Origin of the sequence: Nonomuraea sp. NPDC049646, from assembly GCF_044465525.1 — a bacterium.
In the GTDB taxonomy this organism is placed as follows: domain Bacteria; phylum Actinomycetota; class Actinomycetes; order Streptosporangiales; family Streptosporangiaceae; genus Nonomuraea.
Genome location: NZ_JBITLU010000037.1, coordinates 1 through 12,459, shown reverse-complemented (window position 1 = coordinate 12,459; position 12,459 = coordinate 1). Strand labels below are relative to the sequence as shown.

At 68.6% G+C, this 12,459-nt stretch carries 12 protein-coding genes; 7 read left to right on the top strand and 5 right to left on the bottom strand.

What is annotated here, in order from left to right; all coding sequences use genetic code 11:
- Window positions 1-47 precede the first annotated feature (47 nt).
- Window positions 48-719, top strand: coding sequence for a TetR/AcrR family transcriptional regulator (locus tag ACIBQ8_RS50655; RefSeq protein ID WP_387683028.1), 672 nt, complete (start codon window positions 48-50; stop codon window positions 717-719).
- Window positions 720-1,084: 365 nt separating this feature from the next.
- On the opposite strand, the gene ACIBQ8_RS50650 is transcribed toward ACIBQ8_RS50655, so the two are convergent.
- The gene (locus ACIBQ8_RS50650; RefSeq protein ID WP_397195846.1) at window positions 1,085-1,903 is read right to left on the bottom strand and encodes a tyrosine-type recombinase/integrase; all 819 of its coding nucleotides are present in this window, start codon (window positions 1,901-1,903) and stop codon (window positions 1,085-1,087) included.
- A 546-nt stretch (window positions 1,904-2,449) separates the two neighbouring features.
- On the opposite strand from ACIBQ8_RS50650, the gene ACIBQ8_RS50645 reads away from it, so the two are divergent.
- Entirely contained in the window at window positions 2,450-2,872 is a 423-nt protein-coding gene (locus ACIBQ8_RS50645) for a VOC family protein (RefSeq protein WP_352331411.1), read from the top strand.
- On the opposite strand, the gene ACIBQ8_RS50640 is transcribed toward ACIBQ8_RS50645, so the two are convergent.
- Window positions 2,838-3,659, bottom strand: coding sequence for a hypothetical protein (locus tag ACIBQ8_RS50640; RefSeq protein ID WP_397195845.1), 822 nt, complete (start codon window positions 3,657-3,659; stop codon window positions 2,838-2,840). The two genes, ACIBQ8_RS50645 and ACIBQ8_RS50640, sit on opposite strands and share 35 nt — an antisense overlap.
- Window positions 3,660-3,790: 131 nt before the next feature.
- Between ACIBQ8_RS50640 and ACIBQ8_RS50635 the strand changes: the two genes are divergently transcribed.
- Complete coding sequence (locus ACIBQ8_RS50635; RefSeq protein ID WP_397195854.1) at window positions 3,791-4,834, top strand: IS110 family transposase; 1,044 nt, start codon at window positions 3,791-3,793, stop codon at window positions 4,832-4,834.
- A gap of 53 nt (window positions 4,835-4,887) precedes the next feature.
- Here the strand turns inward: ACIBQ8_RS50635 and ACIBQ8_RS50630 are convergent, their stop codons facing one another.
- The 3 genes from ACIBQ8_RS50630 to ACIBQ8_RS50620 all read right to left on the bottom strand — a co-directional run bounded on the left by ACIBQ8_RS50630 (window position 4,888) and on the right by ACIBQ8_RS50620 (window position 6,754).
- Window positions 4,888-5,064 carry a hypothetical protein gene (locus tag ACIBQ8_RS50630; protein ID WP_397178848.1) on the bottom strand — a complete coding sequence of 59 codons (177 nt, stop codon included), beginning with the start codon at window positions 5,062-5,064 and terminating at the stop codon, window positions 4,888-4,890.
- A gap of 240 nt (window positions 5,065-5,304) precedes the next feature.
- Window positions 5,305-5,649 (bottom strand): hypothetical protein, encoded by a 345-nt coding sequence (locus tag ACIBQ8_RS50625; RefSeq protein WP_397178847.1) that lies wholly within the window; start codon window positions 5,647-5,649, stop codon window positions 5,305-5,307.
- Between the two features lie 538 nt (window positions 5,650-6,187).
- Window positions 6,188-6,754, bottom strand: coding sequence for a helix-turn-helix domain-containing protein (locus ACIBQ8_RS50620; protein ID WP_352328251.1), 567 nt, complete (start codon window positions 6,752-6,754; stop codon window positions 6,188-6,190).
- Between the two features lie 95 nt (window positions 6,755-6,849).
- On the opposite strand from ACIBQ8_RS50620, the gene ACIBQ8_RS50615 reads away from it, so the two are divergent.
- The 4 genes from ACIBQ8_RS50615 (at window position 6,850) to ACIBQ8_RS50600 (ending at window position 12,173) form a co-directional block, all read left to right on the top strand.
- Window positions 6,850-7,773 (top strand): NmrA family NAD(P)-binding protein, encoded by a 924-nt coding sequence (locus ACIBQ8_RS50615; protein ID WP_364420669.1) that lies wholly within the window; start codon window positions 6,850-6,852, stop codon window positions 7,771-7,773.
- 176 nt (window positions 7,774-7,949) lie between these two features.
- Window positions 7,950-8,375, top strand: coding sequence for a hypothetical protein (locus ACIBQ8_RS50610; protein ID WP_397195844.1), 426 nt, complete (start codon window positions 7,950-7,952; stop codon window positions 8,373-8,375).
- 333 nt (window positions 8,376-8,708) lie between these two features.
- Complete coding sequence (locus ACIBQ8_RS50605; RefSeq protein ID WP_397195843.1) at window positions 8,709-10,706, top strand: sialidase family protein; 1,998 nt, start codon at window positions 8,709-8,711, stop codon at window positions 10,704-10,706.
- A gap of 417 nt (window positions 10,707-11,123) precedes the next feature.
- Entirely contained in the window at window positions 11,124-12,173 is a 1,050-nt protein-coding gene (locus tag ACIBQ8_RS50600; protein ID WP_397195842.1) for an FG-GAP repeat domain-containing protein, read from the top strand.
- Window positions 12,174-12,459 lie beyond the last annotated feature (286 nt).

Sequence of the window (12,459 nt, the reverse complement as noted above, 5' to 3'; positions counted from 1 at the left end):
TTAAATGAACAACGTTCATAAAATCGAGGTCATTAGTATCACTGGGCATGGGACCCACGTCAACCTCCTCGTCCGCCCAGCGCTCCCGGGGCCGCCCCCGCAAGATGGGCGTGCCGGAGGCGGTCGCCACCGCCCTGCGCCTGGTCGACGAGGACGGGCTCGACGCGCTGACCATGCGCCGTCTGGCCGCGGCCCTCGACGTCCAGGCGGGCACGCTCTACCGGCACTTCGCCACCAAGCAGACGCTGCTCGCCGCCATGGCGGAGGAGATGCTCGCGGGCTGCGCCGACCCGCTGCCCGACGGGCTCGCCTGGCGTGATCAGCTCACCGAACTGGCCGGACGGCTGCGCACCGCGCTGCTGCGCCACCGCGACGGCGCACGGGTCTACGCCGGCACCCACTCCGTCGGCCCCAACACGCTGAACTACGCCGAGACGCTCGTGGGCGTGCTGCGCGAGACATGCCCGACCCCCGAGGCCGCCACCCGTACGGCACTCACGATCATCCACTTCACCGTCGGCCACACCCTGGAGGAACAGGCCGCCCAGTCTCTCGCCGGCTCCGAGCTGCCCGCCTCACTGACCCTGCTGCACGCGGCCCTCGACCCCGACGCCTACCCCAACCTGGCCGCCGCCGAAGCCACACTGACCAGCACCGATTTCGCCGCCCACTTCGCCCACGGCCTGAACCTGATCATCACAGGACTGACCACCGACTGACAGTGATGATGTAGATGAGCGCTTCCCGCCAGGGGCTGACCCACCGACTGACTGACCTTGGGTCCTCAACGGGATCTGTCGTCCACGGCCGGGAAGCGCTCATCTGCACTCACCGGACGTGGCGCCTGTGACTTCATAGGAGCCTGGCCAGAGGCCCCATCACTGTCTTGTCCGCTTGCCCGGCTGGTGCGTGCCGCCCTGCCCCTCGGTCAAGACGACAGGACGACGATGACCTCCATCACACCCGACACCGCCCCGATCAGGCCTGTCGTTAACGAAGCTGTCACCAGGTACATGCGATCGCGTCGCCCCTGGTCGACGCGTCGGAGCGGTGCTTGGCATGAGCGTCGGGCGGAGCAGGTAGCTCAACGGCTCGTCCGGTCGCGGTGTCGGCGGGCGGCGCGGATCTCGGCGTCGGCCACCTTGTCGTCCAGCAGCGCGTACAGCTGCGTGGTTTCGGCAGAAGCGTGGCCGAGGCGGCGGCGCACCGCCTCGATGGAGACGCCGGCGTTGATGAGTTCGGTGGCGTGGGCGTGGCGCAGTTGGTGGATGTCGATCTCGACGCCGGCGGTGGCGCAGTAGGTCTGCCAGCGGTGGTGGGCGGCGTCGTAGGACAGCGGGCCGCCGTGGCCGTTGATGGAGGCGCGAAACAGCGGCCCGGCGCTGTAGCCGGCGCGGGCTAGATACAGGCCGCAGACTTCGGAGGCGCGGGCGCCGCACACATAGGCGGTCTCGAACAGCACCCGATCGCGTAGCCGGTCCAGCGGTAGATCCTTGCGCGGCCGCCGCGAGCAGATCGCCGCCAGCACCTTGGCGACGTCGGCGGCCGCGGCCGGGCGGGGCAGGGTCTTGGGCACCTTGACCGTGTCGATGCGGTCCATCGGGTTGGCGGTCAGGAGGTCGTGCCGGACCGCCCACTCGGCGAAGGAGGCGACGGCGGCGCGTTTGCGCTTGCGGCTGGCCGGTGACAGATCGGCGAGCTCGGCCAGGAACGCCCGGACCGGTCCGGCGGACAGTGCGCCGAGTTCTTCGCCGTGGTGGGCGGCGAAGGCGATCAGGTCGCCGCGGTAGGCGCGCCGGGTGTGCGCGGAGGCGCCGGCGTTGGCCAGGTCGGTGAGGAAGTCGTCCAGGTGCCGGGCGAGTGAGTGTGCGCGGCCGAGTTGCTCGGCGATGACCGGATCCATCGTGTCGACCTCCACCACCCGCCGGGTTGCCAGATAACCGGGAATCGAAGCGTCCGCGCCGGGCGACGGCGGCCCAGCTCGCGCTATGCCGGTGATCGCTATCTCGCCAGATAACAAAAGTCATCTAAGAACTGGTCGTGCCCCACGCCTCTCTGACTTCCGTGGTCGATCAGGACCGCTTGGCCCTCAGCGGCCCTACCTCTCCGCCGGAAGGGTAGGGCTCGGGCTGCAGGGAGGCAGGGCCCTGGCCGGATACGACAAGCAGCAGGCTTACCCCGAGGCCGTCGCGGCCGCGCACGCCGACTTCGCCACCCTGCGCCCCCGAACTGCACGGGAATACACGACACAGGATGTCGTGATTCGCTGGGAGGCTTAACGGAGTGATCCCTCAGACACCCTGAGCGGTCACTCCATACGGGTCTGGGCGCGCAAGCAGTTCCGGGGGCCGAAACCTCGGCGGTCGAGCACTGCCAGGTTCGGACAACCGTCGGTGCCTGCTGCTGCGGTCCTGGCCGTTCGCAATTCACTCACACGAAGGAGCATCAGATGGGGTCTCAACTCAACCCGTGCCTCGCTTTCAACGGGAACGCACGGCAGGCGATGGAGTTCTACCGGGACGTCTTGGGCGGCAAGCTGGAGATGGGCACGTACGCCGAGTTCGGCTCGCCGGACGCACCCGCCGACCGAATCATGCATGCCACGCTCCGCACCCCGGACGGCTACACGCTGATGGGTTGGGACGTCCGGGAAGAGATGCCCCACACCCCGGGCAACAACGTTGCGGTCTTCCTCGGCGGCGACGACGCCGAACTCCGCGGCTACTTCGAGAGGCTGTCCGCCGGCGGCACCGTGACGTTGCCCTTGGAGAAGCAGTTGTGGGGTGACGAGGCCGGCTCGCTCGTGGACCGGTTCGGTATCACCTGGATGGTCAACATCACCCAGCAGCGGTCGCGGCCTGGGTCATCTTGAACAGGATGTTCTCCTTGCCCGAGACGCGTTTCAGCTCGGCGACGAACTCCTCGGTCACCTTGGTGTCGGCGCGCGCGTTGATCCGCTGCACGGTGGTGATCAGCAGGTCCGTCATCGCGTCGATGATCTCCCGGCGGCGGCAGTGCAGATAGGCCGCCGGCAGCGTCACCCGCAACTCGTGACCATGCCGGCGCAGATGGCTGGGCGAGGACACCGCCACGCGCGCCCGCCAGGACAGCAGAACGCCGGGGGCGATGTCGTCGAAGACGTCCTGCGGCAGCCCGATCGCCTCGATGGCGCCGAGCTTGAACACCTCCTTCTCCATCGTGGTGACGCTCACGTTGCCGGAGTCCTGCCGGATCGCCGCGAACACGTCCACGCCCTCAGCCTCCGCCGACACCTCCTCACCGCCGTCCCCGATCTCACCACCGGCCTGTGAATCCCGATCTTCTGTCTCGGCGCCGTCCTCGCCGCGGCGCGCGATCAGGGTGAACATGCGCTCGGCCACGTCGTCACTGACCCGTGACCAGACGCGCAGTGTTAGTGCCTTCTCGGATTGGTCCAGCGCAGAGCCGACGATCCGCTGCAGTCGCTGCTTGGCCGGCGGCTCGATCCGCTCATCCTTCAAATGGGCCAGCAGCGCCGCCCGTACCCGGTCGGCGCGTCCAGTGGCCGACCAGTTCGTCTTCATCGAGGGCACGCGCCATGGCACTTCAGGCTCTCTCCCCAGGGGTTGCCAGCAATCAAGGCCAGCTACCGCAAGTCCGATCCCCGTGATCCGGACCAATTACATACCGCACACGATCCGATACGTCCCGCAAACCCCGAAAATTCTGGGAGGGACCCTTCCAGACGGCTCAATGGCCAGGGCAAACGCGATCGCGTGTACCTGGTGACAGCTTCGTTAACGACAGGCCGATCCGCGAAGTCACCGGCGGGGTCGACACCCACCAGGACACCCACACCGCAGCGGTGATCGACGGTGTCGGCCGGGTGCTGGGCACCGAGCAGTTCCCCGCCACGCCGGCCGGATACACCGCCCTGCTGACCTGGATGCGCTCCTTCGGACAACTGACCCGGGTCGGCGTCGAAGGCGCCGGCGTCTACGGAGCCGGCCTGACCCGGCTGCTGCAGGCCGAGCGCATCGATGTGATCGAAATCGACCGGCCCGACCGCAAGACCCGCCGTTTCCAGGGCAAGTCCGACCCGATCGACGCCATCGCCGCCGCCAAGGCCGCCCTGGCCGGCGACCGGACCGGCACCCCCAAGCAGCGCGAGGGCCAGGTCGAAGCGCTGCGCTGCCTGCGCATCGCCCGCCGCTCGGCCATCGACCAGCGCGCCGACACCCAGCGCCAGATCAAGGCCCTGATCGTCACCGCCCCCGACCACCTGCGCTCCCAGCTGCGCCGCCTGCCCACCAGCAAACTGATCGCGACCTGCGCCGCTCTGCAACCCGACCACGCTCAGGCCGGCGACCCAGCCACCGCAACGATGATCGCTCTGGCCCGCCTGGCACGCCGCCACCACCAGCTCACCGCGGAGATCTACAACCTCGACGAGCTGCTGCAGCCTCTCGTGGCCGCCATCAACCCCGCCCTGCTCTCCGTGCACGGTGTCGGTCCCGACACCGCCGGGCAGCTCCTGGTCACCGCCGGAGACAACCACGACCGGCTCGGCTCCGAAGCCGCCTTCGCCATGCTCTGCGGCGTCGCCCCGACCCCCGCCTCCTCCGGCAAGACCCACCGGCACCGCCTCAACCGCGGCGGCGACCACCAAGCCAACGCCGCCCGCTACAGAATCGCCCTGGTCCGCCTGCGCTGGGACCCCCGCACCCGCGCCTACATGCAACGACGCACACAAGACGGCCTGTCCAAGAAAGAAATCACCCGCTGCCTCAAGCGCTACATCGCCCGCGAGCTCTACCAGATCAACACCAAAAGTGATCATGGCCCTAACGGTTGACATCAATAGGAGCATCGCCGGCGTCGAGAGCCGGATCACGGAAGGGCATCTCCTCAGGCCAGGCGGGCCGCAACCGTCGGGGAGTCCGCGCAGGGGGCGGCCGCAGGAGACCAGGTCGTCCAGGACGGGGCGAGCCCGGTCGGGACCGCGGCATAGGCGGCGGTCAGGGTGGGCGCGGGGATGACGAGCGACCCGACATAGGTGTCGTGCATCCAGACGACGGCTTCCATGTAGCGGGTGCGCTGGGTAGCGAAGTCGGTCAGGGCGATACGTCACGGTACATGGCGGCTCCAGGAGGGTCTGGGCGCTCGGCCCCGTATCCGCGTGCTGGGGGAAGATCGGGAGGTCCCCGGGGAACGCCGATTTGATCGACAGCAGCCGGTCCGGCCGTACGGCCACGCGCGAGGCCTGCCACGAGCCTCCCGGCGGGGACAGTCCCTCCATCCTTCCGGGATCGAGGCCGGCGCGCGTTACGGCACCGGCTCGACATGCTGGCCAGCCAGCTCGGGCACCAGCTCCTCGAGCCGCGTCAGGAAGGTTTCGATCTCGCTGCGGCCGTGGGCCAACAGCCACACGAGGCGGATGATCTGCCAGAAGGCGTGGCCACGATCCTGGGTCAGGCCGGCAAGCCCCAGTCGTCGCCATCGGTCGGCCTGGCCAGGGATGCTGCGCTCCCACGCTCGGCGAGCGTCCTCTGCGTCGTCGTCGCCAGGCAGTGGCGGGTAGAGGCGGGCCTCAACCTGGGCGGGGCTACCGAGACGTCCAGCGTGCTCGCTCATGGCGGCTTCGTAGCGGTTGAGCAGAGCCTCGGTCAAGACGTACCGCAGGGCGAGCAGCTCCTCGGTGAGCTGCTGCTGGGCGCTCGTCTTCAGCCTGCTCGGCGAGGGCGGCGATATCGTTGACGGCGTTGGCGTACTGCCGGCAGGAGAACAACATCGACGGGAAGACCTCGCGGGCGGCGACGAGGGCGGCGCCCGTGAGGCGGCTCTCCCTGATGATCTTCCAGCAGTGCGCTTCGCTCATACGTTCGATGCTGGGGTGCACTCTACCTTGATCGCCACCGGCCATGCGGGGGATCCCGTGACAGCGAACCTTGATTTGCGAACAACGAGTTGGAGCGGTCACCTGCGCCGTCCACGGTAAAGACGGCGATCCCGGGCTGTTCTTCGCGCAAGCCTGACGCCGAGAACGACCGGGTGAGGCCAGCCCGGGCGTTCACCCCCGAAAGTCGAGCGTTGGCCGTGTCCAGATGGTAGGAGGCGATCGGCCACTCAGGTTCGCCTGCCGCCGCTTCGCCGCCTGACGATTCGAATCAAGCAGGCAGGACGGGGGACGGTCTTTCGAGCAGGCTTCTCAGCCCTGCGGGCTCAGCCCCGCCACGGCCAGCCGGAACAGCCGGTCCGCGCGGGCCGCCGGGTCAGGGTGGTGCTCCGTCGCCAGGACGACACCGACGATCAGCGCGATCAGGTCGGCGACGGTGACGCCTTCCGCCACCGCCCCGTCCTGTACGGCGCGCTGCAGCAGGGGGTTCCCCGCCTCCGCCATCATCGCCGAGCAGGTGTTCTCGTGTACGGGGTCGGTCTCGGCCCCGTCGTAGGCCAGTGCCGCTGCCAGCCCTCGGGCCGCGACGCAGTAGGCGACGACGTCACTGAGCCATTGCAGGAGCGCGTCACGGCTGTCGCCCTTGCCTGTCAGCTCGCGGGCACGGGCGGCCAGGGCCTCGATGCGTTGATGGGAGACCGCCTCCAGCAGCGCCCGGCGGGTCGGGAAGTGGCGGCGCACGGTGGCCGAGCCGACCCCCGCGACGCGCGCGATCTGTTCCAGGGAGGCGCCGGCTCCGTGTGCGGCGACCTCCTCCTCGGCCACGGCGAGGATGCGCGCATAGTTGCGCCGGGCGTCTGCGCGCTGGCGGTCGGGCATGGGCGTCATCTCCAGGGTTGCTAAATGGCGGGGGCCGCCATATCTTATCGCACAGAAAACGGCGACCCCCGCCGTTTATAGCTCCGAGGAGCACAATGACTGCACATCCCGCACCCGTCCTGGTCACCGGCGCCACCGGCAGGCAGGGCGGCGCCACCGCCCGAGCCCTGCTCGCCGCAGGCGTACCCGTACGCGCCCTGGTGCGTCACCCCGACACCCAGCGAGCCAAGGCCGTCGAGGCGCTGGGCGCCGATCTGGTCACCGGTGATCTCCACGATCGCGATTCGGTGGTGCGGGCCGCCACGGGTGTCCGCGCCGTCTTCTCCGTTCAGATGCCCGCCCTGGCCGCCGAAGGTTTCGATTTCGACGGAGAGGTGGCCCAGGCCGTCAACCTCATCGAGGGCGCGCAGGCTGCGGGAGTGCCGCAGTTCGTGCACACCTCCACCAGTGGCGCCGGTCAGCACACCGAGGCTCCCGGCTGGATCGCAGGCCGCTGGGGCTCCTTGGACGCCAGCCTGGGAGCCAAGAGCACGATCCAGGACCGGGTACGTGCGGCCGGCTTCTCCCGCTGGACGATCCTCAAACCGGGTTTCTTCATGGAGAACTTCCTGCCGTCCATGGCTTTCCTGTTCCCGCGGGGTGTGGAAGGCGGTTTGGTGAGCGTCGTGAAGCCGGACACCCGGCTCTCCCTCGCCGCGGTGGACGACATCGGCAGGGCAGCCGCCGCAGCCATCGCCGAGCCGGAGCGGTTCCACGGGGTCGAGCTGGAGCTGGCGAGTGACCATCTGTCCATGACGGAGGTCGCCGAGGTTCTCTCCCGCGCGCTGGGCACACACCTGCCCGCGCCGGACATGACCGAGGAACAGGCACTCGCCGCCGGAATGCCGGCGATGGGCGCCTCACACGAGTGGATGAACATAGCCGGGCAGCCGGCCCGCCCGCAGTACGCCAGGGACCTCGGCCTTCCGCTCACCAGCTTCGAGGAATGGGCTCGGCAGCACCTGCGGCCCGCGGCTTGACACAGAGGGGACGGCCGACTGCTCGGCGTCACCCCGGAGCTGGTCCTCATCCCTGCCCCGACCATCGTCTTGCTGATCTCAGCCGTCAAGATGGCCCGCCACGCCTGACCGTGCGCACCTCCTTGCCTTCTCGCTGAAGTGCTGCGACGGGGGACGGCCCGCTCAAAGTAGATCGGATGGGCGCTACGCCACGCCAAGAGCGGAGCTGGTCAGCCGCCGAGGACGAGCTGCGCCGGGCCGGCACCGACCGCGACCTCCAGCGCGAGCGCGCCGCGGCCGCCGAGCAGCAGGCCCAGGCCGCCGAGGCCGGACGCGAGCGCGCTGCCGAGCAAGGGCGAGAACTGCGCGACCAGCTGGCCGTCGCCCAGGCCGCCGCCGGGCTGGTGCTGCCCGACCTGGCCGACCTCAGCGGCGACCTCGGCGACGGCGTGCGCGGGGTGCGGTTGCCCGAGGCCGGCCTCGCCGCCGCCCGGCAGCCGGACGGCGCCGTGGTGCTGCACCACCAGGGCCGGCAGATCCGGCTGAGCGACGGCCGGCACGCTGCCGCGCACGGCCGCGCCTTGGCCGCCGCGCTGCTGGCCCTTGCCTCGCCACGATCCTGAGCGCCCTGCGCCCCGTCCCCATCTGCTGTTCGACGCCGGCGACGGATGGCCGCGCTCTCCGATCGTCGAGGAGGCTGAGTGCAGAGATCAACGGTACGCCTGTCGCCGCGCTCCGGGCGGGAGAGGAGGGTTTACCGTCTGCGCAGCGTGCCGCGAGCGGGAGGAGGGCAGGCCCACCGTCGGGACATCGGCCCGCGGAGGTGACCGCACCCCGTTGGCCGGTTGCGGACAATTCCCGTCTCCGCCTACCTGAGGGGTGTAATCAACCCCTTGCGGTAAGTAACGTCAATGCCGGTCCGGTCCGCGCGGGACCGGCGGTGATGGAGGTAGCACATGCCATATCCCACGCGCGCGGAGCGACTGGACCGCGTCCGGGCCACCCTGCAGGGCCGCCCGGCCACCGAACGCCTCGCCCGCCGGGCAACGCCGCCCCCGGCCGTCTTCTTGCTTGTCGGGGTGATGCTGCGCGGTGCCGCGCGCCTGGAGGCCGGGCTGGAGCTGACCGAGCTCGAACAAGAACTCGTCGACATGCTCCGGACACTGGCGGACGACGACGAGGAGGTCCGCGCGTTCGGCCGCACCTTCACCGAGGAGAACGCTGCCGCCACCCGCCAGACACTCTCCGCCACCGTGGCCGATCGCCCCCTCACCGAGGGCTACACACAAGACGACCTGGCCAAGGACATCGCCGCCCTGGGTGAGGAACTCCGCGCCCTGCCCAACGTGAACTTCGTGAACATCGATGCCCTCGCCGAGGACGAGCCCCTCGACAGCGAGGACTTCCTCCAGGCCATGGCCGACTACGGCTACGGCGTCACCGTCGTCGGCAGCTCCCGCTCTGACGCCGCGACCCCGGTCTCGCCCCCGCCGATAGACCTGAGACTGGACCTGCAACGGTTCGAATGCCGGCGCAGTACCGGAGACACGGTGTTCGGCCCTCAAGACGAGATCTACTGGGCCTACGCCTCAGCCAATGAGACCGCCAGGAACAAGTGGAACAAGACGCGGGAGTACGGCGACGTCCAGACCGGTTCGGTGCGCGTGTTCGATGCGGGCACCACTCTGTTCAACGGCCGGGTCGGCAACAGCCTGCCCATCCACATCCAGTGCTGGGAAGCCGACGACAGCCCCTCCTCCTGGCACAGCAAGCTCGTCGAGGACCTGAAGAAGATCGGTGACAAGCTGCAGCAGATCGCCTACCAGTTCAAGGACAATCCCGCCTGGTACTGGGAGGGTGGCGGATCGGACATCGGGGATTACCTCACTGTCATCACCGCGCTCGTCCAGGCGCTGATCGAGTGGTTCCGCAACGACGACGACCTGGTGCAGAGTCGCACCATCGTCTTCAGCCGGCCCGCGCTTGCCGCGCTGGCCAACCGCCCGGGCGCCATCGACCACTGGGGCTTCAACGGCATCGGCCGTTTCGATCTCCACATCCGCCTTACCCTGCCTGACGAGGAACGGCTGCGCCTGACCACTTCCTCCAACGCCGGCACCTGGAGCCAGGGCGCGCTGCTGCCCACCGCCACCGCTCGCACGGGCGCCGCGCTGGCTGTCTTCGACGACAAGCTGTACTGCGCGCACACCAGCGGCGACTTCCAGCAAATGTGGTGGTGCCACTACGACGGCACCAACTGGAGCGGCGACACCCTCTTCCCCGGCCCCCTCAGCAACGCCACGCCCGCACTGGCCGCCTACGACAACAAGCTGTACTGCGTCCACCGTGGCAGTAACGACAACGAGCAGCTGTACTGGTCGACCTTCGACGGCACCAGCTGGAGCGCCGCCACGCCCATCGGCGGCCACGCCAGCCCCTCCGCGCCGGCGCTGGCGGTTCTCGGGAACACCCTGTACTGCGTCTACCGTGGCCAGGGCAACGGCCACCTGCATACGGTGTACTACAACGGCAACGGCTGGTACCACGGCAACGCCTGGGACCAGAAGAGCGCGGACGGTCCGGCACTCGCCGTGTTCCAGAACAAGCTGTACTGCGTCTTCCGCGGCCCGGACTCCGACGAAAGACTCTACTGGGCGCGCCGGAACATCATGGGCGGCGGCAGCTGGAGCAGTTCCGTCCCATTGGGCACCCACAACAGTGCCGTCTCACCCTCCCTGACGGTCTTCAACGACGGCACCGGGACCAAGCTGTATGTTGTCCACCGCGGCAGCTACACCAATCGCAACACCAAGCTCTACTGGTCGAGCTTCAACGGCACCAGCTGGAGCACCGACACCCCCTTCAGTCCCGCTGCCACCTCCGTCGAACGCCCTGCCGCCGCGGCGTACGACGGCAAACTCCACGTCGTCCACCGCGGCGGCGGCCTGCTGTAACCATCACCGCCGCGGCCCCGCCGAGCGCGCGGCCCCGCCCCTTGGGCGCCGCCTGGGGGCCCTTTGTCCAGCCACATGGTGGCGCATTGGCCGGACAAAGGCCCCTCTACCGCTCAATTCTGTACGCAGCCTCAAGGGCCCTCCTGGCCGGGGAACCCGAAATCGAACGGGCAACGTCACAGGTCATAGGCGTCACTGCCCCTTTCTCTCGTACTTGGTCTGCCCCCCAACTTCCCCGGCTCAGGCATCCGTCACGACGGCCAACCCGTGCGGCCAGGGCTTTGTCCTGCGCAGCAGCGTTCCGGTCAATCAGCGATGGGATTGGAACAAGAAGAACAGCCGGACCTTCGTGGCTCCGGTTGCCACGATCAACGCCTACGCCCACCCCGAAGAAGGGCATGAAGTGCGCCTTTCTGTGTGATCGGCCTGTTCTCCGGCTACGTCGAAGTCGGCGAGCACCCGCTCGCCCGGAGCCGCCGCCGCGACTGTGAGCAGCCCCTGCCGCTCGACACCTGGAACGGCGAATGCGATCCTCGGCGCAGACCCGTCGCTCCAGCACAGAAAGAGGAACACGTGCTGCGATCAGCTCAACGCCCATCGAAAACCCGTCGTGCCGCAACGATCCTCCTCGCGACAGTCGTCGCGCTGGCGTCCACCACGCCCGCGCACGCGACCGCGACTCCCACCATCTCCGTGAGAGGCGTGACGGACTGGGACGGCGACGGCCACCAGGACCTCATCGCCATCGACAGCAGCACCGGCTACTTATGGCTCTATCCGGGCGAGAGCAGGCGCGGCTACAGCTTTCAGCCACGGGTGAGAATCGGCAACGGCTGGAACGATTTCTATGTCCGCGGCATGACGGACTGGGACGCCGACGGCCACCAGGACATCCTCGCCATCCAGCGCAGCACCGGCCTGCTGTGGCTCTACCCGGGCGAGAGCAAGCGCGGCTACAGCAGCCAGCAACCCGTGGTGATCGGCAACGGCTGGGGCGGCTACCACATCCGCGGGCTGGCCGACTGGGACGGCGACGGCCACCAGGACATCCTGGCGCAGTACGAGGGAAACGGCCTGTGGCTCTATCCCGGCGAGAGCAAGCGCGGCTACAGCAACCAGCCAAGGGTGGGAGTCGTCATGGCCGGCGTCCTCCGCTACATCCGATGGGTGGCCGACTGGGACGGCGACGGCCACCAGGACGTCATCGGCAACGGCACCGGAAACGATCTGCTGATCCTCTACCCCGGTGAAAGTATCCGGGGTTTCAGCAGCCAACCCCGGGTCCAGATCGGCAACGGCTGGCAGCGGTATGTCGTCGCGAGCGTCGCCGACTGGGACGCCGACGGCCACCAGGACATCATCGCCATCAACTACGACACCTGGGACCTGTGGCTCTACCCCGGCGAGAGCAAACGCGGCTACAGCAGCCAGCAACCGGTGAAGATCGGCAATGGCTGGATCGGCTAGTAGTGCTTTGTTAGGTTTGCTTATGCCTGCTGCGGCGTGACGGTTTCAGCCTTCGATGGCAGGTAGGGCATGCGCCGGTCCAGGTCGCGAGCAGCAGTTGTAACCGCGGATGACCTTGTAGAGGGTCAGACCGGCGCAGCCGCTTTGGGTCGAGTCGCAGCATGGTGATGAACAGGTGTGCGGCGGTGACGAGGGTGAGGGCTCACCCCGAAGCGTGGACACGGGTTGTCATGCGGCGAGCAGCACCTTATCGGTGGTTTGCTGCTCGTAGTCGATAGGGCTGAGG